Genomic DNA, 22,125 nt, shown 5'->3' on the forward strand with positions numbered 1-22,125 from the left:
TGAGACTCTTCGTGGTTAATACTGACCTGGTCGTTCTCGGCGCCGGTCCCGCCGGTCTGTCGGCCGCCTGGCGGGCAGCCCGCCGCGGGCTGAACGTGATCGTCCTCGATCGGGCCGAGGCGGTGGGCGGGATGGCCGCCTCCTTCGACGTCGCCGGGGTCCGGGTCGACTACGGCAGCCACCGGCTGAACCCGGACATGCCCGGCTACGTGCTCGCCGACCTGCGCTTCCTGCTCGGTGCCGATCTGCAGACCAGGTACCGCGACGGCAAGCTGCTGCTCGGCGACAAGTGGATCACCTACCCCTTCAAACCGCGCGAGCTGGCCCGGGCGCTGCCCGCGGTGCCGATGGCGCGCGCGGCCTTCGAGGCCATCGGCACGGCCTGGCGCAAGCCGAAGCAGGAGGAGCAGGCCGACAGCTACGCGGACCTGATGCGGGCCGGCTTCGGCCCGACCCTCTACGACCAGGTCTACGCGCCCTACGCGCGCAAGCTGTGGGGCGTCGACGGCGGGTACATCGACGCGGAGCAGGCCCGGCGCAAGGCGGGCGCGCCCACCGCGCTCTCGGCGCTGGCCCGGGCGGTGCGCAACTCGCTCTCGAGCGAGTCGCTGGCCTACTTCTACCCGCGCCGCGGCTTCGGCCAGCTGTGCGAGACCATGGCCGACGCGGCCGTGCAGGCGGGCGCGCGGCTGCGCCTCGGCAGCGCGGCCGAGCGGATCGAGATCGGCCACAACGAGGTCTCGGTCAAGCTCGGCCGGTCCGAGTACCACTCCGCGGCGGCCGAACGCACCGGCTGGACCCCCGACCCGTACAGCGACGGCTCCTGGCTGCGGGCCCGGCACGTCTTCTCCACCCTGCCGCTGCCGCTGCTGGCCCGGATGACCAGCCCCGGCGCCCCGTACGAGGCGGTGGACGCGAGCGGCGACCTGAAGTTCCGGGCCATCGTGCTGGTGTACGTGGTGCACCGGGGCGGGCGCTGGACCAAGCACGACGTGCACTACATCCCGGGCGGGCGCACCCCGGTCACCCGCATCTCCGAGCCGATGAACCACCGGATCAACCCGGAGGACCCGGACGACCGGGACGTGGTCTGCTTCGAGCTGCCCTGCGACATAGGCGACGAGATCTGGAACGCCTCGGACGACGAGCTGGCCGACGTGGTGCGCGAGTGCACCCGGGAGACCAGACTGCCCGAGCTGAACATGGACTGGGTGCAGGTCAAACGGGTGCGCAACGTCTACCCGGTCTACCACCGCGGCTACAAGGAGCAGCTCTCGGTGCTCGAGGACTGGGTCGAGCAGCTGCCGCACGTGACCACCTTCGGCCGGCAGGGCCTGTTCACCCCGGACAACACCCACCACGCGATGCTGATGGGCTACGAGGCGGCCGACGCGCTCGGCGGCGGCGAGTTCGACCGCGAGCACTGGAACGCGGCCCGGGAGCGGTTCACCCGGCACATCGTCGAGACCTGACAGGGCTGCGGGGTGGCCCGCGCCTGTTCACCGCCGATAGATCCGCTGTTCATCGTTCATTCGCCGCGGTGTGGCAGAAATGGGCGCTATGACGAGGTTCTACCAGCCGGACCGGATCGACTACGACATGGTCGTCTCCGCGGGTCAGGACGGGCGTCGACTGTGGACCACGGCCGCGGTAGAGGTGGTCGACCCGGCCTCGGTGCGCAGCGAGGCCGGCGGACCGCTGGACGGCGAGAGTTTCCGGGCGTACGCCGCCGCGGTCGCGCCACGGCTGCGGGACTTCGCGGAACGGCTGGTCGGCGCGGAGGCCGACTCGACGGCGCTGCGGTACCAGAGCTACCAGCAGGTGCGCAGCATCGTCCGGGACGCCGAGGGGATGATGCTCGCGGAAGTGCGCTGTGACGGCTCGGTCACCGTCCTCGGCGAGCTCGACCCGGCGCTGCGCCGCCAGTTCATCGGCATGCTCAACGGCTGGCTCCCGATGACGATCCGCGAGGTGGACCGCTACGCCTTCGAGACCGCGGTGACCTCGCTGGTCAAGGCCCGCCGCGTGGTCGACGCGATGCTGCGCGAGGTCATCGGCATCGCGGCCGGCGGTCCCGAGCCGATGCCCTGGGACCGGGTGGCCGAGGCCGCGGGCACCACGCCCACGGCGCTCACCTCCTGGTTCACCACCCCCGACGAGTTGATCAACTCCTAGGCGCGGGCCCGATCCCCTTGCCCGGCAAGGGGATCGCGCTACTCCTCGATCGCGCCGCCGACCCGGCGCAGATGCGCGCGGAAGGTGTACTGCGGATCCCGCGCCCGCCGCAGCAGGTAATCCTCGAACCCGGTCTGCCGACGCAGCGTGTCCCCGGCCACGATCCGCTCCGCCTGGGCCCGCTCGGTGTCCCGGATTCCGCGTGCTGCCGACAGGATCCGCTCCGCGTGCTCCGAGGGCACGAACAGCACGCCGTCGTCGTCGGCGAACACGGTCCAGTTCCCGGTCAGCAGATGCGGTCCGACCCGGGCGCTGTGCAGCGCCTCCGGCTCACGCGGATCCACCCGCAGCGGGCCGAACGGGAACGCGCCGTAACTGAACACGGGCAAGCCGATCGAGACCAGTTCCGAGGTGTCCCGGTGCAGGCCCCACACCACGATCCCGGCCACGCCGGCCGCTCGCGCCTCGAGCACGGCGAGGTCGCCGATGCAGGCCTCGTCGACGCGGCCGGCGTTGTCGATCACCAGCACGTCGCCGGGCCGGGCCGCGCCGTAAGCCTCGAGGAAGACGTCGACACTGCCGTAGTGCCGCACCGGTAGCACCCGCCCGGCCAGCCGCATACCCGTTGTGACCGGCCGGATTCCCAGCGGAGCCACCCGGGCCTGCACGCCGGCCCGCACGCACGCGTCGGCGATGAGCGGCGTGGAAAGTTCGTCGAACTCGTTCACCATGGCCGAAAGCGTAACGGCGCCGGAATTGGGACGAAGTTGTCGCAGGCCCTACACCGACGGCAAACCGCCGAGTCCGGCCGACTGACTAAGCTTTGGCCATGTCAACGCTGCCCAGTTCGCTGACCACGGTCGAACACTATGCCGAGGCGATAGTCCTCGGCCTGGTCCAAGGCGTCACCGAGCTCTTCCCGGTCTCCAGCCTGGGTCACTCCGTGCTGATCCCCGCCTACCTCGGCGGGCAATGGGCCAGCGATCTGAGCATGACGAACCCGAAATCCCCTTACCTGGCGCTGATCGTGGCGCTGCACGTGGCGACGGCGCTGGCCCTGCTGGTCTTCTTCCGGGACGACTGGGTCCGGATCGTGCGCGGGCTGTTCAGCTCGATCAGGCGCAAGCAGATCCGCACACCCTACGAGAAGTTGGCGTGGCTGCTCGTGTTCGCCACCATCCCGGTGGGCATCGCGGGCGTCATCCTGGACAAGCTGCTGCGCACCGACCTCGGCAAGCCGACGTACGCCGGCGCCTTCCTGATGCTCAACGGCCTCATGCTCTACGCCGCGGAGAAGGGCGGCGCGAAGGGCAAGCAGCGCGGCGGCCGGCGCAAGGGCGTCGGCACCGGCGAGCCGAGCGTGCGCGAGCTGGACAAGTACGGCCGGGAGCTGCCGCCGGACATCGCCAGCGACGTGCGCCTGGCCCGGCTGAGCCCGAAGACGGCCATGTCCATCGGCGCGGCCGAGATCGCCGGCCTGTTCCCGGGCCTGAGCCGGTCCGGCGCCACCATCGTGGCCGGCCTGTTCAAGGGCTTGAGCCGGGACGACGCGGCCCGGTTCGCCTTCCTGCTGGCCACGCCGGTGATCCTGCTGGCCGGCCTGTACAAGGTGCCCACGCTGATGGAGCCCGAGTACGAGTCCTGGATCGGCCCGGCCCTGGTCGGCTCGGTGGTGGCGTTCATCGCCTCGTACCTGTCGGTGCGCTTCCTGGTGCGCTACTTCGAGAACCGGTCGCTGATCCCGTTCGCCGTCTACAGCGGCGTGTTCGGGCTGTTCTCGCTGGTGTACTTCGGCGTCGTGAAGTAGCCCGGGCGGCCGGCGGTGCGCCGGCCGCGGACTCAGACCGATTCGGCCAGCCTGGCCACGGCGGTGAGCGGGATGCTGAGCCAGGTGGGCCGGTTCGCCGCTTCGTAGACCGCCTCGTAGACCGCCTTGTCGATGGCGTAGCCGCGCAGCAGCACGTCCTGCTCGCGCGGGTCCTGGCCGCTGACCGAGGCGTATCCGGCGCAGAAGGCGTCGAAGTTGTGCTCGGCCCAATCGGCCGCCCGGTCCGGGTCGCCGCCGAGGTGGTGCGCCGCGTAGTCGAAGGAACGGGCCATTCCGGCGATGTCCTTGATCGCCGGAGCCATCGCCCGGCGCTCGGCCAGGGTGCGGTTGGGCTCGCCCTCGAAGTCCAGCAGCACCCAGCCCTGGACCGTGCGCATGCACTGGCCCAGGTGGAAGTCGCCGTGGACACGCTGCGTGAGCACCGGCTCGTCCAGCTTGGTCAGCTCGAGCAGCGCGGTCCGCAGCGCGGAGACGTACGGCACCAGCGCGGGCACGCGTTCGGCCGCTCGGTGCAGATGCTCGATCATGGCGCCGGCCACCTGTTCGAGCTCCGCCGGCTCCATTCGGGCGGTGGGCAGGGCGGTGGCGAGGTCGTGGTGCACCCGCGCGGACGCGGCGCCGAGGCGCAGCGCCTCCGGACCGAAGTCCCCGCCGGCGTTACGCGGCTCGACGCCTTCCGGCTGGGCGTAGAGGTCGCGGACGCTGGCCTGGGCCAGCAGCCAGCCGTCGGTGGCGGTGGGCAGGAACTCGCTCACGGTGGCCACGGTGATCGGCTCCGGAGCGCTGTAGCCCCGGCTCTGCTGGTCCGGGTCGTCCTCCTGCGGACCGGCGTCCGGCCCGGCCGGCCCGTCGCCGTGCCCCGAGCCCGGCTCGGAGCCGGCGGACGCCGCGTCGGGCGCGGCGGCCCCCATCGGCTCGTAGAAGGCCAGGTCGATCCAGCCGACCGGCTGCGGGATGTTCTGGCAGCCGGCGTCGGCCAGCGCCAGCGAGAGCTCGAGGTCGGGGTTGACCCCGGGCACCGCGCGGCGCAGGAACTTCGAGATGAGCTTGTCCCCGTAGATCACGGAGGTGTTGGACTGCTCCCCGGTCAGCACCAGCGAGCGCAGGCCCTTGGTGACCTTCCGACCGGGCAGCAGATGGAAACGCAGCGGCCCGACCACCTCCCCTCCGGCCAGCCGCGAGAGCAGCCATCCGGCCAGTTCGGGGTCGTGCAGGGCGTCGTAGCAGCGCTTCTCCCGGCCCTCCGCGTCGCGCAGCGGGCCGAGTTCGGCGTGTTCGAGCCCCTCGGGCAGGTGCTCGCGCAGCCCCAGGAAGATCTGGTAGCGCTCGGGATCGCGCCCCTGCGGCCGGACCTCGGCGATGACCAGGGTCAACGCCGGATCCCGGCCTTGCCCCGAGCACTCGATCCGCCGCAGTACCACCACCCCGTCCGCCCCGATCCGCGCCCCCTTGCCGCTGTACCAGCGCTGCCGTGGCAGCCACTCGGCCAGCAACCGTGCCAGCTGCCCGTCCACTCGGGCGTCCGCCGGCGCGGCGTGCGCGTGTTCGACCATCGAGGTCATGGTCTGCGACTCCCTTTCTGCCCAAGGGCCCGCTCCCGCAAGCCGCGTCCTTGCGGCTTGCCGTTTCACTCCCTATACCCGCTACGGTCGCTGCAACCTGAACCAGTAGAAGCCGTAGCCCGCGAGTGTGAGCAGGTAGGGAAGCTCCCCGATCTTCGGGAAGCGGACCCCGCCGAGCAGCTCCACGGGCTCGATCGCCTGGTATTCACGCAGGTCGAGCTCGGTAGGCTGAGGGAAACGGGAGAAATTCATCACGCAGAGCACCAGGTCGTCCGAACCCGGCTCCTGCCCCCTCAGCTCGCGCACGAACGCGAACACCGAGGGATTGGTGGACCCGAGTTCAGTGTAAGTGCCCAGCCCGAAAGCGGGGTTCTGGCGGCGCACCTCGATCATCCGCTTGGTCCAGTGCAGCGTGGAGGAGGAGTTGCGGGTGGCCGCCTCCACGTTCGTAGACTGATAGCCGAAGACCGGATCCATGATCACCGGCATGTTCAGCCGGGCCGGATCGCAGCTGGAGAACCCGGCGTTGCGGTCCGGGGTCCACTGCATCGGCGTGCGCACCCCGTCGCGGTCGCCGAGCCAGATGTTGTCGCCCATCCCGATCTCGTCGCCGTAGTAGAGCACCGGCGAGCCGGGCAGCGAGAACAGCAGCGCGTTGAACAGCTCGATCTGGCGGCGGTCGTTCTCCAGCAGCGGCGCGAGCCGGCGCCGGATGCCGACGTTCGCCTTCATCCGCGGGTCTTTGGCGTACTCGGTGTACATGTAGTCGCGCTCCTCGTCGGTGACCATCTCCAGGGTCAGCTCGTCGTGGTTGCGCAGGAAGATCCCCCACTGGGCTTTGTGCGGGATCGCCGGGGTCTGGGCCAGGATCTCCGAGACCGGGTAGCGCGACTCCCGCCGCACCGCCATGAAGATGCGCGGCATGACCGGGAAGTGGAAGGCCATGTGGCACTCGTCGCCGCCGGTGGCCGGGTCGCCGAAGTAGTCCACCACGTCCGAGGGCCACTGGTTGGCCTCGGCCAGCAGCACCCGGTCCGGGTACTCCGAGTCGATCATGGCCCGGACCCGCTTGAGGAACGCGTGCGTCTCCGGCAGGTTCTCGCAGTTGGTGCCCTCGCGCTGGTAGAGGTAGGGCACGGCGTCCAGCCGGAACCCGTCGATGCCGAGGTCGAGCCAGAACCGCAGCGCGGCCAGGATCTCCTCCTGGACGTGTGGATTCTCGTAGTTCAGGTCCGGCTGGTGGGAGAAGAACCGGTGCCAGAAGTACTGCTTGCGGACGGGGTCGAAGGTCCAGTTCGAGGTCTCGGTGTCGACGAAGATGATGCGGGCGTCGGAGAACTGCTTGTCGTCGTCGGCCCAGGTGTAGAAGTCGCCGTAAGGCCCCTGCGGGTCGTTGCGCGAGGACTGGAACCACGGGTGCTGGTCGCTGGTGTGGTTCATCACGAAGTCGATGACCACGCGGATGCCGCGCAGGTGCGCCTGCTCGACGAAGTCGACGAAGTCGCCGAGGTCGCCGAACTCGGGCAGCACGTCGGTGTAGTCGGCCACGTCGTAGCCGCCGTCGCGCAACGGGGATTTGAAGAACGGCGGCAGCCAGATGCAGTCGATGCCCAGCCATCGCAGATAGTCGAGCCTTGAGGTCAGTCCTTTGAGGTCGCCGGTGCCGTCTCCGTTCGCGTCCTGGAAGGAGCGCACCAGTACCTCGTAGAACACGGCGCGCTTGAACCATTCCGGGTCGCGCTCGCTCTTGGGCAGGTCGAGCGGGGAGTCCGAGACGGGCTCGTTGACGATCACGTCACTCCTTGGCTTCAGGAGGAGCACCACGCGGTGCCGGTCGGATGAGCTCCCCGAGCCGGCTTGACTACCGTTGCAGGGTCAGCAGGTGCGCGGGGTTCTCGTGAGGATCGAGGCGGATGTAGTTGTCCCGGCCCCAGTGGTACGTCCCGCCGCCGAGCTCGTCGTGCACGACGAAGCGGTCCGACCAGCCGAGTCCGAGTGCGGGCAGGTCGAGGTACACCGTGGCCTCCCGCGTCTGATGCGGATCCAGGGTGACGACCGTGATCACCGTGTCGCCGTCATGATGCCGCTTGGAGTAGCACAGCACAGCATCGCTGTCCGTGTGGTGGAAATGGAGATTACGCAACCCCCGCAGGGCGCCGTGCGCACGCCTGAGAGTGTTTAGTCGGGTGAGCAACGGAGCCAACGACCGTCCCTCAGCCTCGGCGGACACCCAGTCGCGCGGACGCAGCTGGTACTTCTCCGAGTCCGCGTATTCCTCGCTGCCGGGTGCGGCGGCGCTGTTCTCGCAGAGCTCGAATCCGGAGTATACGCCCCAGGTGGGGGCCAGCGTGGCGGCCAGGATCGCCCGGATCTCGAAAGCCGGGCGTCCGCCGTGCTGGAGGTATCCGTTGAGGATGTCGGGCGTGTTGACGAAGAGGTTGGGGCGTAGGTAGGCGGCGGTATCCTGGGACAATTCCGTAAGATACTCCGTCAATTCGTCCTTACCGTTACGCCAGGTGAAGTACGTGTAAGACTGGTGGAAACCGATGGCGCCGAGGGTGCGCATCATGGCCGGACGGGTGAAGGCCTCGGACAGGAAGAGCACATCCGGGTCGGTCCGGTGGATCCGGCCGAGCAGCGGCTCCCAGAAGTTGAGGGGCTTGGTGTGCGGGTTGTCGACCCGGAAGATGCGCACGCCGTGGTCCATCCAGAACCGCAGGATCCGCTCGCACTCGTCGAGCAGCCCGGGCAGGTCGGCGTCGAAGTAAATAGGATAGATATCTTGATATTTCTTCGGCGGGTTCTCGGCGTAGGCGATGGTCCCGTCCGGCCGGTGCCGGAACCACTCCGGGTGCTTGGAGACCCACGGGTGGTCCGGGGAGCACTGCAGCGCGAAGTCGATCGCCACCTCGAGGCCGAGCTTGGCCGCCCGGTCGACGAAGTGGTCGAAGTCCTTGATCGAGCCGAGCTCCGGGTTGATCGCGTCGTGCCCGCCGGCCGGCGAGCCGATGCCCCAGGGCGAGCCCGGGTCGTGCTCGCCCGCCACCAGCGAGTTGCCCCGGCCCTTGCGGAAGGTCGTGCCGATCGGGTGGACCGGCGGAAGGTAGAGGACGTCGAAGCCCATCGCGGCCACCGCCGGCAGCCGCTCGGCCGCGGTGCGCAGGGTGCCGCTGCGCGGCGGGCGCTCGCCGGCCGGGTCCACCTGCGCCCCCTCCGACCTGGGGAAGAACTCGTACCAGGCCCCGAACAGGGCCCGCTCCCGGTCCACCTGCAGCGGCAGCGGCTCGCTGCGGGTGACCAGCTCGCGCAGCGGGCGCACCGTCAGCGCCTCGTGCACCGCGGCGCCGTCCGCGAGGGCGAGCCGGGCCTCCGGGGTGGCCTGCTCGTCGCGCAGCGCCGCGGCCGTGGTCTCCAGCAGCTCCTGCCCGGGGAACTCCACCTCCTGGTCGCGCCGGAGCACCGGCTCCACCAGGGCGGAGCGCTCGAGCAGGTCGGCGCCCTCGGCGAAGACCGCCTCGATGTCCTGGCCGGCCGGGATCTTGGCCCGGGCGATGTGGTACCAGGTGGCCACCGGGTCCGCCCAGGCCTCCACGTGGAAGGTCCAGTCGCCGGGGGCGTCCGCGCTCACCCAGGCCTCGTAGCGGTCGAGGCCGGCGGCGACCTCGCGCATGGGGTACCAGCCGTCGGCCACCCCGTCCGGCCCGGAGAGCACGACGTTCGCGGCGACCGCGTCGTGCCCCTCTCGGAAGACGGTGGCGGACACCGGGAACAGCTCCCCGGCCACGGCCTTCGCAGGCCTCGTGCCCCCGAGGACGGTGGGGCTGACGTCGAGCAGAGGGATTCGACCGATCACACACCACTTCTACCCGTTCCCGGCGTCCCAGACCACTCAGACGGCCGAACGGGGAGCGACTACGTGCGCTCAAGCCACCCCTGACCTGAGGCGCGACGCGCTGCGAGATTCCGCAATCCCTTACGCAGGGTCAGGGGCGCCGCTAGGCTCGGACGACATGAAGGCGATCCGGCGCCTCACGGTGCGCACAGTCCTGCCCGAACACCTCGCCCCGCTCACCGAGCTGGCCATGAACCTGCGCTGGTCATGGCACGAGCCGACGCGGGCGTTGTTCGAGGCCATCGATCCCGACCGCTGGGAGGAGGTACACCACGACCCGGTCAGGCTGCTCGGCGCGGTGCACACCGAGCGCTTCGCCCAGCTGGCCGCGGACGAGCGTTTCACCGGCCGCGTCGCCCAGGCGGCGGCCGACCTGCGCAATTATCTGACTCGGCCCATGTGGTACCAGTCCCTGGCCGACCCGCCCAAGGCGGTCGCCTACTTCTCCCCCGAGTACGGCATCACCGCGGTGCTGCCGCAGTACTCCGGGGGCCTCGGCATCCTGGCCGGCGACCACCTCAAGGCCGCCTCCGACCTCGGCGTCCCGATCGTCGGCGTGGGCCTGCTCTACAAGCGCGGATACTTCCGCCAGTCCCTGTCCCGGGACGGCTGGCAGCTGGAGACCTATCCGCTGCTGGACCCGGACAACCTGCCGCTGACCAAGCTGCGCGACGCCCAGGGCGCGGCGGTGCGGATCACCATCGGCCTGCCCGAGCTGCGCGAACTGGTCGCGCAGGTGTGGCTGGCCCAGGTGGGCCGGGTGCCGCTGCTGCTGCTCGACACCGACATCGAGGAGAACGCGGACGGCGGCCGGGAGGTGACCGACCGGCTCTACGGCGGCTCGCCCGAGCACCGGCTGCACCAGGAGATGCTGCTGGGCATCGGCGGCATCCGGGCGGTGCGCGCCTACTGCGCGATCACCGGCACCCCCGAGCCCGAGGTCTACCACACCAACGAGGGCCACGCCGGCTTCCTCGGGGTGGAACGGATCAGGGAGCTGACCGAGGAGCGCGGCCTGGACTTCGACGCGGCGCTCGCCGCCGTGCGGGCCGGCACGCTCTTCACCACGCACACCCCCGTCCCGGCCGGCATCGACCGGTTCCCGCGGGAGCTGGTGGCCGAGCACTTCGGCGGGAACAACACCTCCCCCGGCGTGCCGGTGGAGCGGATCCTGGAGCTCGGCGCGGAGACCTACCCGGGCGGCGACCCGGGCTCGTTCAACATGGCCGTGATGGGCCTGCGGCTGGCCCAGCGGGCCAACGGCGTCTCGCTGCTGCACGGCGAGGTCTCCCGGGAGATGTTCGGCGGCCTGTGGCCCGGCTTCGACGAGCCGGAGGTGCCGATCACCTCCATCACCAACGGCGTGCACGCGCTGACCTGGGTGCATCCGCTGGTCACCGAGCTGATCGAGCGCGAGCTCGGGCCGGACGCGATGCGGGCCCCGTTCGAGTCGGTCGGCCGGATCTCGGACAAGACGCTCTGGGAGATCCGCTGCAAGCTGCGGGCCGAGCTGGTGCGCGAGGCCCGGCGCCGGGTGTACGAGTCCTGGCTCTCCCGGGGCGCCTCGGCGGCCGAGCTCGGCTGGATCTCCGGCCTGCTCGACCCGCAGGCGCTGACCATCGGCTTCGCCCGGCGGGTGCCCTCGTACAAGCGGCTGACCCTGATGCTGCGCGACCGCGATCGGATGGTCAGACTGCTGACCGACGAGGACCGGCCGGTGCAGCTGGTGATCGCGGGCAAGGCCCACCCGGCCGACGACGGCGGCAAGCGGCTGGTGCAGGAGCTGGTCCGGTTCGCGGACGAGGCCCGGGTGCGCCACCGCATCGCGTTCCTGCCGAACTACGACATGGCCATGGCCCAGACCCTGCTGCCCGGCTGCGACGTTTGGCTCAACAACCCGCTGCGTCCGCTCGAGGCCTGCGGCACCTCGGGGATGAAGTCGGCCCTGAACGGCGGGCTGAACCTCTCCATCCGGGACGGCTGGTGGGACGAGTGGTACGACGGCGAGAACGGCTGGGCGATCCCCACCGCCGACGGCGTCGAGGACCCGGACCGGCGCGACGAGCTCGAGGCCGCGGCGCTCTACGACCTGATCGAGCACTCGGTGACCGGGCGCTTCTACGACCGGGACTCGGCCGGGCTGCCCACCCGCTGGATCGAGATGGTCCGGCACACCCTGACCAGCCTGGGCCCGAAGGTGCTGGCCAGCCGGATGGTGCAGGACTACGTGCAGCGGCTCTACGAGCCCGCGGCGCACTCCGGCCGGGCGACCGTGGCCGAGGGCTTCGCCGGGGCGCAGGAGCTGGCGCTCTGGTCCACCCGGATGCGCAAGCTGTGGCCGCAGGTGGCGATCGAGCACGTGGAGGCGGTGGCCGAGCCGAACGCCGACGAGGGCGCGGGCGCGGCCCGGCTCGGCGGCGGGCTGCGGATCAGGGCCCTGGTCCAGATCGGCGAGCTGGCTCCGGACGAGGTGCACGTGCAGGCCGTGTTCGGCCGCGTGGACGAGGACGACCAGCTGCGCTCGGCCTCGATCGCGCCGCTGGTGCACATGGGCGTGGACGACCTCGGCCGCAACCGGTACGAAGGGGTGATAAACCTCGACCAGTCCGGGCCGTTCGGCTACACGGTCCGGGCCGTGCCCTACCACCGCCTGCTCTCCTCGGCGGCGGAGCTGGGCCTGGCCACGCTGCCGCACTAGGACTCACCGGACTCACCGGGCTCACCGAGCCCACCGGCCGCGGGCTCGCGCGGGGTGCTCTCAGCGCTCTGTGCGGGCCCGCGGGTCCCGGGAGTCGCCGTCAGCCGCTCAGAGCCCGGACACGCCGCCTCAGGGCCCCCGCGGGGGCGGCCGGTCGGGCGGGGTGTCAGAGCTCGTGCGGGATGCCGAGGGTGAACCAGACGGTCTTGCCCTGGGGCCGTCCGCGCACGCCCCAGTCCGCGGACAGCTCGTCCACCAGGTGCAGCCCGCGTCCGCCCTCGTCGTCGAACGGGGTGACCGAGCGCAGCCGCGGCACGGTCGGGTTCCCGTCCGAGACCTCCACCAGCACCGAGATCGAGTCGCGGGTCATCCGCAGCCCGAACGGCGCCACCCCGTACCGCAGCGCGTTCGTCACCAGCTCGCTGACCAGCAGCTCGATCACGTCCGCGAGCCCCGGCAGGCCCCAGGCCAGCAGGCATTCCCGGATCAGGTCCCGGGCCTGGGCGACGGCGGTGGGCCGGGCGGTGAGCGTCCAGGCCGCGGCGTCCGCCTCGGGCAGCCGGCCCAACTTGGCCAGCAGCAGGGTGGCGTCGCCGGTGTGCTCCTCCTGCCCGAGCAATGCGTCGCTGATCTGGCCGCAGGTGGTGTCGAGCAGGTCGTCGGTGACCTCGCCGGCCTTGTCCAGCTGCCGGCCGAGCTCGCTGATCGCCTCCTCGGTGTCCCGCCGCGCCGTGCGGATGATCAGACCTTCGGTGTAAAGCGCCAGCAACGATCCGGGCGGGACGGTGTACTGCCGCTCCTCGTACTCGACGCCGCCGAGGCCGAGCGGGGCGTTGGGCGGCAGCGCGAGCCGGTAGGCCGGGTCGTAGGGCGTACGCAGCAGCGGCGGCAGATGCCCGGCGTTGGCGAAGACCACGGTGCCGTCGGCGAGGTCGCAGGTGAGGTACACGCAGGTGGTGACGTACTGCTCGCCCAGCGACTCGGCGAGCACGTCGAGCCGGTGCAGCACCTGAGCCGGGCTCAGGTCGAGCTGGGTGAGCACACGGACCGCGCTGCGGAACTGGTCGGCGACCGTCGGCGCGGGCAGGCCGGAGCCGAGGACGGAACCGAGCACGAGCACGACCCGGTTGCCCGGCAGCCGCGCCTTGTCGAACCAGTCGCCGCCGCTCTCTCCGCCCACCAGCCCCGGATGGCGGCGGTACGCGAGGCGTACGCCGCCCACCTCGGGTACCGAGGAGGTGTCGGACATGGGGTCGGATCCTGGGGTAGGCGGAACGGCGGTCCTCCGCTAGCATCCCCCGGGATAAGCCACTTAATAGGACGATCTGCGTGAGTTAGGCCACCCGGGTAGAACCGCCCGAACGGCCTCCGGGGACCCGGTTCGGGCGTCCGCCGCCGGTCACGCGGGTTGCTGTGCGTCCCGCTCCACCGCTTGCTCGATCGCGTCGAGGATCACATAATCGCCCTCCAGCCACGGCAGTTCGCGCACCTCCGCCGCGCCCGGAGCCAGCCAGCGCAGCTCGTCATGGCTCTCGATCGGCGCCGGCTCCCCTTCGACCAGCACGGCCCGGTAGGTGCGCACCTGGAGCGTGCCGCCGGGGACGGTGTAGGCCGGCCCGATCGGGGCGCCCACCTCGATCCGCACCCCGAGTTCCTCCCGGCACTCCCGGCGCAGCGCCTGCGCGTCGTCCTCCCCCGGCTCGGTCTTGCCGCCGGGGAACTCCCAGCGCCCGGCCAGGGCCGGCGGCCCGGTCCGACGGGCCGCCAGGAACAGCCCGTCCCGCTCGATCACGGCCGCCACCACGGCCCGCTCGCCCGCTGCTGAAGTCTCGGTCATGGGCTCCATGGTGCCAGGCTCGGTCCGCAAACCGGTTACAGCTCGTGAGTGGGGCCACGCGTGCGTGCAAGCGATACTGGGGATCATGGCCAGCATGCACGATTACGACGCCGAACTCGCCGACCTCATCTTCGGGTACATGCGCGAAAGGCTCCAGCTCAACCCCGTTCCGCTCGACCACCCGGGACGCAAGGACAAGCTGGACTCGGTGCTCGCCGGCCTGATCGGCCCCGAGGGCAACGACCCGCGCCGGGTGCTGTCCGTCTACGACGAGCACCTGTCCCAGGCGGTGATCTCCTGCGACAGCCCGCGCTTCCTCTCCTTCATCCCGGCCGCGCCGACCAAGGCCGCGCTGCTGTTCGACATGGTCGTCTCCTGCGCCTCGCTGCAGGGCATCTCCTGGCTCGAGGCCTCCGGCGCCATCGCCGCGGAGAACCAGGTGCTGCGGCTGCTCGCGGACCTGGCCGGGATGGGCCCGCAGGCCGGCGGCTGCTTCGTCACCGGAGGCTCGGCCGGCAACCTCTCCGCGCTGGTGGTGGCCCGGGACGTGGCCCGACGCCGCCGCGGCCTCGGCGCCTACGACCCGGTGCGGATCGCGGTGAGCGACCAGGCGCACTCGTCCATCGGCAACACCCTGCGCATCATCGGGGTCGAGCCGCTGGTGGTGCGCAGTGAGGAGCACCGGATGACCGGCGCCGGCCTGCGCGCCGCGCTCGCCGCCCTCGAGGAAGCGGGCGAGAAGGTACCGGTGATCGGCGTCGTCGCCACCGCGGGCACCACCAACGCCGGCATCATCGACGACCTCGCCGGCGTGGCCGAGGTGGCCCGGGACCACGAGCTGTGGTTCCACGTGGACGGCGCGTACGGCGGCGCGGGCCTGTTCGCCCCGAGCGTGCGCGACCGGTACGAGGGCATCGAGCACGCCGACTCGTTCGTGGTCGACCCGCACAAGTGGCTGTTCGCGCCGTTCGACTGCGCCGCACTCGTGTACAAGAACCCGAAACTGGCCAAGGCGGTGCACACCCAGGACGCGTCCTACCTCGACGTGATCCACATGGACACCCCGGACGAGTGGAACCCGACCGACTACGCCTACCACCTCACCCGGCGCGCCCGCGGCCTGCCGCTGTGGTTCTCCCTCGCCGTGCACGGCACCGAGGCGTACGCCGAGGCGGTGGAGGCCGCGCTGGACCTCGCCCGCGACACCGCCGAGCTGATCCGGCAGAACCCCGAGCTCGAGCTGATCCGGGAGCCCGAGCTCTCCACGGTGCTCTTCCGCCGCAAGGGCTGGAACGCGGAGGACTACCAGCTCTGGTCCGACCGCCTGCTGGCCGGCCAGATCGCGTTCGTCACCCCGACCGGCTGGGAAGGCGAGACCGTCGCCCGGTTCGCCTTCCTGCACCCGCACACCACGACCGAGATCGTCCAGGAGATCCTGGACACGATGGCGTACTAGCTGTCCAGCTGCGGGCCGCCTCGGCTCTCAGCCACAGCTCTCAGCGCAGCGCGGCCCGGGCCGCGCCCAGCATCCGGGGCGCCAGCTCGGCGTCGATGGCGGCCCACTCCTCGTCCGAGACGCTGATCGTCCCCGGCAGCGCCGGCCGCTCGTGCAGCAGCGCGATCCGCAGGTGGTCGGCCGGGTGGGACCGGTCGGTCCGGGTGTGGCGCAGCCGGTCGACGATCAGCCGCCGCTGGAACTCGTTCTCCGGCATCGATTCCACGTAAGCGCGGAAGTCCGCCCACAGCGCGGCCGGGTCGGCCTTGTCCTTTCCGGCGCGGCGGCCCCGGACGAAGATCGGCAGCGATCCGGCGAAGACCGTCTTGCACTGCGCGCTCAACGCCGCCTCGGTACCGGCCAGCCGGGCGCCGAGCTCGTCCGCGAGGTACTCGGCCCGCTGGCCGCACTGCAGCTGCAGCCGCGTAAGCGCGGCGCGCAGCCCGACGGCGATGGCGAAGAACGGCAGCGTGCACACGAGGATGACGATCGGCGCGGCCAGCTCCATCGCCAACGCCGTGGGACCGCCTGTGCGCAGCGACCGGACGGGTCGGGTGCCGGGGCGCGGGTTCGGGATCTGGTCCGGGTGCAGCAGCCTCGTCCATTCGGACAGGGAACGCCAGGCCGAGCCGGCCAGCAGAGTCCGCGTCGTGTCGCCGTTGACCTGATGGCCGAGTTCGTGCCCGAGCAGGGCCAGCCGCTCCGGCCCGGTCAGCACGTTCCACAACGGCGCGCCGATCCGCAGGACCCTGCGTTGCGCCAGGCCGGCCCGCCACGTGCTCGCGTTGAAGTCCGCTGCGATGCTCACCCGATCCGGAGCCCGGCAGCCGAGTTCCGCGCTGCAGCGGTCCAGCAGCGCGTAGAGGCGGGGAGCCTGCCCGCGGTCGAACCCGAACTCGGGCTTGAGCCTTTTGTTCCCGAGCCGCGGGCGCACCACGATGAAGACGCCGGCGCCGAGCAGGGTCGCGATCCAGGCCGGCCCGGTCGGTCCGCCGCCGAGCAGCCAAGCCAGCGGCGCGGCCACGACCAGCACTCCGATCACGTGCACCAGCAAGGAATACACCGCCACCGCGCGGCTCAGGCCACTGGACGGCCGCAGCGACTTCGCCGTCTTGAGCGAGGTGTAAAGGGCCAGCGAGCGCTCGATCTCGCGGTCGCGCGTGCGTGCCTCGCGCTTGTTGTATTCAGGCGGATACGGGTCCGCGCCGTGGCCGCAACTGAGACACCAGAGCACGAAACGCGGGTCGAGTCGCGTCCTCGTCGCGCACTTCGGGCAGACGTATTCCACCGATTCCAGCGTTTCCACGCTCGCCGTTCCCCTCCAGGTCGCGCCCGGGTCCGTCCCCCGCGCGGCCGTACAGGAATAACATGCTGCTGCTTTCCAAGACAAGATCCTGACAGAACAGCAGCCGGATCGATATGAGCGCGACTTGCGCCGCCCGCCCCGCGCTCGCTTCAATGTGGTTCGTATTTTCTGTCAAGCTGCCAGCCGAATCGGCGATGGACGAGGCGTCCGCGGCGGCGTCGGGTTGGGGATGCCATGGAACCGTTGACCGAACAGGATCCGGCCCGGATCGGGCCGTTCCGACTCGTCGCGCGCCTCGGCCGCGGCGGGATGGGCCGGGTCTACCTGGGTCGGGAGGAATCCACCGGCAGGCACGCCGCGGTCAAGACCATCCACGGCGAACTCGCCGCCGACGCCGAGTTCCGCACCCGCTTCACCCAGGAGGTCAACGCCGCGCTGCGGGTCGCCGACGCGTACATCGCCGAGGTGCTCGCGGCCGACCCGGCCGCGCCGATCCCGTGGCTGGCCACCGCCTACGTGCCCGGCATCTCGGTCGAGGACGCGGTGCGCAAGTACGGCCCGATGCCGGCGGAATCGGTGCGGGTGCTGGGTTTCTGCGTCGCGCGGGCGGTCTCCGCCATCCACGCGGTCGGCCTGGTGCACCGGGATCTGAAGCCGGGCAACGTTCTGCTGACCGCGCAGGGCCCGAAGGTCATCGACTTCGGCATCGCCCGCGGCGTCGGCGACGAGGGCCTGACCAAGACCGGCATGGTCGCGGGTTCGCCCCCTTACATGGCCCCGGAACAGTTGACCACCGGCAACTTCGGCACCGCCTCGGACGTCTTCTCGCTGGGCGCGATCCTGCACTACGCCGCGACCGCGGCCGGGCCCTACGGCCGGGGCGGCGCGCAGGAGCTGTACGCGCGGGCCCTCGCGGTCGGCCCGGTCGTCGCGCCGGAACTGCCGGAGGCGATCGCCGTCCCGGTCGCCCGCGCCCTGGAGCGCGACCCGAACCAGCGCCCCCGGGCCGCGGACCTCGTCGTCGCCCTCGAGCAGCAGCCGGGCGAGAAGCCGGAGCCGGGCTGGCTGCCCGGCAACGTCACCCAGGAGATCCTGACTCAGGCCACTGAGGCGCTTAACACCGCGTCGGCCGCGTACCGGGAGACGGTCGCGCCGACCCAGCGGATGCCGCAGCAGCCCCCGCCGCCCGCCCCCGCGCCGCGGCAGGCGCCACAGCAGGCGCCGCGGCCGATGCCCCAGCAGCAGCCTCAGCAGCAGCGGGCGCAGCCCGTCGGCGCCGCGCCGGGTCCGGCGCCGCAGGGTTTCCGTCCGCCGTACCCGCAGTCCGGCCCGCCCTCGCACCCGTCGAACCCGCGTGTCCCGTACGGCCAGCCGCAGCAGGCGTTCCCGCCCGGGTACCCGCAGACCCCGCCGCGGGCCACGCCCACGCCGGCGCGCCCGATCTATCAGAACCCTGTCCCCGGATACCCGCAGCGCCCCGGCACCCCGCCGAGCGGAACGCAGTACCCTTATGCGGCTCGGCCCGGAGCGACCAACGGCATGGGCACGGCCGGCCTGGTCCTGAGCCTGGTCGGACTGCTGATGCCGATCGCGTTGCCGTTCGGCATCATCTTCAGCGGCATCGGCCTGTCCCGGGCCAAGCCGCAACGGCTGCCGGACGGCCCGGCCAAGGCCGGCCTCGCGGTGAGCCTGATCGCCGTCTTCGCCTGGATCATCATCCTGATCATCGTCCAGAACCGGACCTGACGCATCCGTCCGGCGAAAGCCCGCCCCCGTGCCCGTCGGCCGAACCGACGAGCACGGGGGGGTCCGTTCACTGATACCGCCTACCAGATCAGGTGCGACCAGAGGTAGAGCGGGTTCGGCACGCCGACGCCGGTGGCGTCGTCGTAGCCGCGCGTCGCCTTGAGCAGCAGGTCGTCACCGAAGCCGATCGAGTAATCGGTGCTGGTGGCGTCCGCGCTCGGGATGTCGTTGTACGCCTTGGCCCCCGGGCTGTTCCCGGTGACGTCGGAGAAGACCGGGCTGCCGTAGCGCGCGTAGAGCGACGGGTTGGCGAAGCCGACCGGCTGCCCGTGCTGCAGCTGCATCACGTCGGCCTGCAGACCCGCGAACAGCGGACTGGCCAGGCTGGTTCCGCCGTAGGGCTGGATGCCGACACCGGTCGAGCCGTCGCCCAGCGTCATCGTCATGCCCACCTGGAAGCCGGTGAACGGGTCGGCGTCCATCGAGACGTCCGGCACCGTGCGCATCCGCGAGGAGGTCCGGCTGCCGTCCGGCAGAGTCGTGGCCAGCGTGCGCGAGACGGTGCCGCGCTGGTACCACGGCTGCGCGAAGATCGCGCTGGTGCCGCCGCCACCGCCGAAGGCCCACTCCCAGAACGACCAGTCCTGACCGGAGGCGGCCGGCGGCAGGTAGACGTCGGTGCCCCACGGAGTGCTCCACTCCACGTTGCCGTGCTTGCCGATCGCCGTGGAGGTGCCGCCCACCGCGGTCGCCCACGGGTCGCTGTCCGGCCAGTCCGCCTGCGGAACCGTGGAGGTGTCGTTGACGCCGCAGCTCGTCGTGCTCGGGTCCTCGGCGCCGCAGTCACCCGTGGAGAAGTTGAACTCGATGCCCTCGATCGCGGCCTGCTTCAGCACCTGGTCGTAGCTGTCCTTGTCAGCGGCGGTCAGGTTGCCGGTGCTGGAGAAGACCACCGATCCCCACGAGTCGGAGACGATGTCGGCCGAGTGCGTGTCCACGATCTGCTGCAGCGGGACCAGCAGGTCAGGGTTCTGACAGGAGTTGCCGCCGTAGTAGTGCACGGTCGCCTGCGGCGCCATCGCGTGCACGGCCTCGACGTCGATGTGCTCCTCCGGCGACCAGTTGGCCGGGCCGCCGCAGTCCGCGTAGTCGTAGAAGTCCGCGGGCGTCTCGGTGTCCAGGAACTGCCCCGGCTTGAAGGCCGGGTCGCCCATGTACTTCGCGTAGGTGTCGGCGTCCGACAGGATGTCCGAGCTCCCGTAGGCGTCGACGATCGCGATCGTCACGCCCTTGCCGGTCACTCCGGTCACGCCGTAGGCGCTGCGGAACTGCTGCGGGGTGTAGCCGCAGATGGCGTACGGATTCTCCTTGCCGCCCTGGGTCGGCGCGGTGGTGTCCATGATCTGGCCGTAGTAGGCCGAGCAGATGGGGGAGCCCTCGTAGACCGCCCCGTCGTGCGAAGCGCCCGCAGTGGGCTTGGCCCCGGTCAGCTTCTCGGTCACGGAATTGGTGCTCACCAGCCCCGCCGGCGCCATCACGACCGGCATGGTGCTCAGCGAGCCCACGCTCAGCACGTCCGCCGCGACGCCCGAGGGCAGGTGCGCCGAGCTCGCCGGAGCGCGGTAGGTGTGGCCCTTGACCGAATAGTTGTGCAGGGTGAGCCCGTAGACGGCCTCGGTCTGCGCGGCGGTGCCGGAGACCTGGATCTGGTGGCTGTCCGCCGAGACGACCTTCAGCCCGGCCGAGCGCAGCCACTTCTCGACGGCGGAGATCTGGGCGGCGGTCGTGCCGAACCTGGCCTGGAACTGACTGGTGCTCAAGAACTTGTGGTAGAGCGCGTTTCCGGGAGTGGACACGGCCTCGGCATAGGCCTCCATGCCCGCCTGGTCCTTTCCGGCCAGGTAGATCGTGGAGGTCACCGCGGTACCCGGCGCGACCTGGCCGCGGTCGGCCGAGGCGGACGCCCAGGCCGGCTGCATGCCGCCGAACGTGACGGTGGCGGGGTTCGCCGTCGTCGCGGACGCCGCGTTCGCCGCGACGAAGGTGCCGGCGAGCGCCGCCACCGCGATCGAGGCGGCACCGACGCGCCGTCGGCGCCGGGCACGGGATTCATCAGGGGCCATACTTCGTGGGTCCTTCCCCAGCTGTGGCCCGTCCGCATGAGGTGGGAGCGGAGGGGCGGGCGGAAGTTACTACCACGAGTTAGTACTCTTCTACGCGCTGCGAGGCAAGGTCTGGGAAATCAAGGTTCGGCATGACTTGCCGAACTTGCCCGGTCGGCGTAGGACACCAGCACTTTAAGCGCAATGTCCTGATGATCCTCCCGGCGGAAGGCCGCCGGTCGCCCCGGTACACCCCGCCCGACGACGAAGCCGCCCCGGAACCCTTCGTCCTGGGTCCCGGGGCGGCGCCCCCTGCGCTCGAACTCTCGGCAGGCCTCTTCCACCCTTCCGGGGTGTGCTCAGAGTCCTGACGAGCTCGTATCTCAGACGTTGAAGCGGAACTCCACCACGTCCCCGTCCGCCATCACGTAGTCCTTGCCCTCGATCCGCGCCTTGCCCCGCGAACGCGCCTCAGGCACCGAGCCGCAGACGATCAGGTCCTCGTAGGAGACGATCTCGGCCTTGATGAAGCCGCGCTGGAAGTCGGTGTGGATGACGCCCGCCGCCTCAGGCGCCGTGGCGCCCTTGCGGATCGTCCAGGCCCGAGCCTCCTTGGGCCCGGCGGTGAGGTAGGTCTGCAGGCCGAGCGTGGCGAAGCCCACCCGGGCCAGCTGGGTCAGCCCGGACTCCTGCTGCCCGATCGACTGGAGCAGCTCGAGCGCCTCGTCCTCGGGCAGCTCGATCAGCTCGGACTCGATCTTCGCGTCGAGGAAGACCGCATCGGCCGGCGCGATCAGGGCGCTGAGCTCGCGGCGCAGGTCCTCGTTGGACAGCTCGTCCGCGTCCAGGTTGAACACGTAGATGAACGGCTTGGCCGTCAGCAGGTGCAGGTCGCGCAGCGGCGCCGGGTCGAGCCCGGCCGCGAAGACGGTGGTGCCGCGCTCGAGCAGCCGCTGCGCCTCCTCGATCGCGGCGACCTTCTCCTGCTTGTCCTTGGCCATCCGCGCCTCCTTCTGCAGGCGCGGCAGGGCCTTCTCGATGGTCTGGAGGTCAGCGAGGATCAACTCGGTGTTGATGGTCTCTATGTCGCTCTTCGGGTCCGGCGCGCTCTTGTCGTCGGCGAAGACCACGTCCGGGTCGGTGAAGACCCGGATGACCTGGCAGATCGCGTCCGCCTCGCGGATGTTGGCCAGGAACTTGTTGCCCAGTCCCTGGCCCTCCGAGGCGCCGCGCACGATGCCGGCGATGTCGAGGAAGTCGACCGTGGCGGGCAGGACGCGCTCGGAGTGGAAGATCTCGGCCAGCTTGGCCAGTCGCGGGTCCGGCACCCCCACCACGCCGACGTTCGGCTCGATGGTGGCGAACGGATAGTTCGCCGCCAGGACGTCGTTCTTCGTCAGTGCGTTGAAAAGGGTCGACTTGCCCACATTGGGCAGGCCGACGATACCGATTTGCAGACCCATGAGCAGCAAGTCTAGTTCAAT

15 protein-coding genes are annotated in these 22,125 nt (G+C 70.9%); 6 read left to right on the top strand and 9 right to left on the bottom strand.

The features are described 5' to 3' along the window. Positions 1 to 11 precede the first annotated feature (11 nt). The gene (locus ACTRO_RS20710) at positions 12 to 1,472 is read left to right on the top strand and encodes a protoporphyrinogen/coproporphyrinogen oxidase (RefSeq protein ID WP_245594439.1); all 1,461 of its coding nucleotides are present in this window, start codon (positions 12 to 14) and stop codon (positions 1,470 to 1,472) included. Positions 1,473 to 1,560: 88 nt separating this feature from the next. Further along, positions 1,561 to 2,175 carry a hypothetical protein gene (locus tag ACTRO_RS20715; protein ID WP_034265375.1) on the top strand — a complete coding sequence of 205 codons (615 nt, stop codon included), beginning with the start codon at positions 1,561 to 1,563 and terminating at the stop codon, positions 2,173 to 2,175. A gap of 38 nt (positions 2,176 to 2,213) precedes the next feature. Here ACTRO_RS20715 and ACTRO_RS20720 read toward each other — a convergent pair whose 3' ends face one another. Beyond that, complete coding sequence (locus tag ACTRO_RS20720) at positions 2,214 to 2,906, bottom strand: RraA family protein (protein WP_034265378.1); 693 nt, start codon at positions 2,904 to 2,906, stop codon at positions 2,214 to 2,216. A gap of 98 nt (positions 2,907 to 3,004) precedes the next feature. On the opposite strand from ACTRO_RS20720, the gene ACTRO_RS20725 reads away from it, so the two are divergent. After that, the gene (locus ACTRO_RS20725; protein ID WP_051451134.1) at positions 3,005 to 3,982 is read left to right on the top strand and encodes an undecaprenyl-diphosphate phosphatase; all 978 of its coding nucleotides are present in this window, start codon (positions 3,005 to 3,007) and stop codon (positions 3,980 to 3,982) included. Positions 3,983 to 4,014: 32 nt separating this feature from the next. On the opposite strand, the gene ACTRO_RS20730 is transcribed toward ACTRO_RS20725, so the two are convergent. The 3 genes from ACTRO_RS20730 to ACTRO_RS20740 all read right to left on the bottom strand — a co-directional run bounded on the left by ACTRO_RS20730 (position 4,015) and on the right by ACTRO_RS20740 (position 9,418). Further along, the gene (locus tag ACTRO_RS20730; protein ID WP_051451135.1) at positions 4,015 to 5,565 is read right to left on the bottom strand and encodes a maltokinase N-terminal cap-like domain-containing protein; all 1,551 of its coding nucleotides are present in this window, start codon (positions 5,563 to 5,565) and stop codon (positions 4,015 to 4,017) included. An 81-nt stretch (positions 5,566 to 5,646) separates the two neighbouring features. After that, positions 5,647 to 7,359 carry a maltose alpha-D-glucosyltransferase gene (gene treS, locus ACTRO_RS20735; RefSeq protein WP_034265382.1) on the bottom strand — a complete coding sequence of 571 codons (1,713 nt, stop codon included), beginning with the start codon at positions 7,357 to 7,359 and terminating at the stop codon, positions 5,647 to 5,649. Positions 7,360 to 7,426: 67 nt separating this feature from the next. After that, on the bottom strand, positions 7,427 to 9,418 hold the full coding sequence (locus ACTRO_RS20740; RefSeq protein WP_034265385.1) for an alpha-1,4-glucan--maltose-1-phosphate maltosyltransferase: 1,992 nt from the start codon (positions 9,416 to 9,418) through the stop codon (positions 7,427 to 7,429). 157 nt (positions 9,419 to 9,575) lie between these two features. Between ACTRO_RS20740 and glgP the strand changes: the two genes are divergently transcribed. Further along, the gene (gene glgP, locus ACTRO_RS20745) at positions 9,576 to 12,155 is read left to right on the top strand and encodes an alpha-glucan family phosphorylase (RefSeq protein ID WP_034265389.1); all 2,580 of its coding nucleotides are present in this window, start codon (positions 9,576 to 9,578) and stop codon (positions 12,153 to 12,155) included. Positions 12,156 to 12,321: 166 nt separating this feature from the next. Here glgP and ACTRO_RS20750 read toward each other — a convergent pair whose 3' ends face one another. Both ACTRO_RS20750 and ACTRO_RS20755 read right to left on the bottom strand, forming a co-directional pair. Then, a complete protein-coding gene (locus tag ACTRO_RS20750) occupies positions 12,322 to 13,404 on the bottom strand; it encodes an ATP-binding SpoIIE family protein phosphatase (RefSeq protein WP_051451136.1) in 1,083 nt (360 codons plus the stop codon). Between the two features lie 150 nt (positions 13,405 to 13,554). Continuing rightward, the gene (locus ACTRO_RS20755) at positions 13,555 to 13,992 is read right to left on the bottom strand and encodes a (deoxy)nucleoside triphosphate pyrophosphohydrolase (RefSeq protein ID WP_034275920.1); all 438 of its coding nucleotides are present in this window, start codon (positions 13,990 to 13,992) and stop codon (positions 13,555 to 13,557) included. A 94-nt stretch (positions 13,993 to 14,086) separates the two neighbouring features. Between ACTRO_RS20755 and ACTRO_RS20760 the strand changes: the two genes are divergently transcribed. Continuing rightward, positions 14,087 to 15,448 (top strand): pyridoxal-dependent decarboxylase, encoded by a 1,362-nt coding sequence (locus ACTRO_RS20760; RefSeq protein ID WP_034275921.1) that lies wholly within the window; start codon positions 14,087 to 14,089, stop codon positions 15,446 to 15,448. A gap of 40 nt (positions 15,449 to 15,488) precedes the next feature. On the opposite strand, the gene ACTRO_RS20765 is transcribed toward ACTRO_RS20760, so the two are convergent. Continuing rightward, positions 15,489 to 16,793, bottom strand: a complete 1,305-nt coding sequence (locus ACTRO_RS20765; RefSeq protein WP_034265393.1) for a M48 family metalloprotease — start codon at positions 16,791 to 16,793, stop codon at positions 15,489 to 15,491. Positions 16,794 to 17,036: 243 nt separating this feature from the next. Here ACTRO_RS20765 and ACTRO_RS43630 point away from each other — a divergent pair, with 243 nt between their 5' ends. Next, positions 17,037 to 18,539, top strand: coding sequence for a serine/threonine-protein kinase (locus ACTRO_RS43630; protein WP_211244364.1), 1,503 nt, complete (start codon positions 17,037 to 17,039; stop codon positions 18,537 to 18,539). Between the two features lie 80 nt (positions 18,540 to 18,619). Here ACTRO_RS43630 and ACTRO_RS20775 read toward each other — a convergent pair whose 3' ends face one another. Together ACTRO_RS20775 and ychF are read right to left on the bottom strand one after the other, a co-directional pair. Further along, positions 18,620 to 20,662 carry a S53 family peptidase gene (locus ACTRO_RS20775; RefSeq protein ID WP_051451138.1) on the bottom strand — a complete coding sequence of 681 codons (2,043 nt, stop codon included), beginning with the start codon at positions 20,660 to 20,662 and terminating at the stop codon, positions 18,620 to 18,622. 362 nt (positions 20,663 to 21,024) lie between these two features. Next, the gene (gene ychF, locus ACTRO_RS20780; protein WP_034265396.1) at positions 21,025 to 22,104 is read right to left on the bottom strand and encodes a redox-regulated ATPase YchF; all 1,080 of its coding nucleotides are present in this window, start codon (positions 22,102 to 22,104) and stop codon (positions 21,025 to 21,027) included. Between the last annotated feature and the right edge of the window lie 21 nt (positions 22,105 to 22,125).

Origin of the sequence: Actinospica robiniae DSM 44927 (assembly GCF_000504285.1) — a bacterium.
Lineage (GTDB): Bacteria > Actinomycetota > Actinomycetes > Streptomycetales > Catenulisporaceae > Actinospica > Actinospica robiniae.

Excerpts from the sequence above, each read along its gene's own strand:
- ACTRO_RS20750 (WP_051451136.1), bottom strand. The coding sequence starts at position 13,404 with ATGTCCGACACCTCCTCGGTACCCGAGGTGGGCGGCGTACGCCTCGCG.
- glgP (WP_034265389.1), top strand. The coding sequence starts at position 9,576 with ATGAAGGCGATCCGGCGCCTCACGGTGCGCACAGTCCTGCCCGAACAC.
- ACTRO_RS20755 (WP_034275920.1), bottom strand. The coding sequence starts at position 13,992 with ATGACCGAGACTTCAGCAGCGGGCGAGCGGGCCGTGGTGGCGGCCGTG.
- ACTRO_RS20720 (WP_034265378.1), bottom strand. The coding sequence starts at position 2,906 with ATGGTGAACGAGTTCGACGAACTTTCCACGCCGCTCATCGCCGACGCG.
- ychF (WP_034265396.1), bottom strand. The coding sequence starts at position 22,104 with ATGGGTCTGCAAATCGGTATCGTCGGCCTGCCCAATGTGGGCAAGTCG.
- ACTRO_RS20730 (WP_051451135.1), bottom strand. The coding sequence starts at position 5,565 with ATGACCTCGATGGTCGAACACGCGCACGCCGCGCCGGCGGACGCCCGA.
- ACTRO_RS20725 (WP_051451134.1), top strand. The coding sequence starts at position 3,005 with ATGTCAACGCTGCCCAGTTCGCTGACCACGGTCGAACACTATGCCGAG.
- ACTRO_RS20760 (WP_034275921.1), top strand. The coding sequence starts at position 14,087 with ATGCACGATTACGACGCCGAACTCGCCGACCTCATCTTCGGGTACATG.
- ACTRO_RS20775 (WP_051451138.1), bottom strand. The coding sequence starts at position 20,662 with ATGGCCCCTGATGAATCCCGTGCCCGGCGCCGACGGCGCGTCGGTGCC.
- ACTRO_RS20715 (WP_034265375.1), top strand. The coding sequence starts at position 1,561 with ATGACGAGGTTCTACCAGCCGGACCGGATCGACTACGACATGGTCGTC.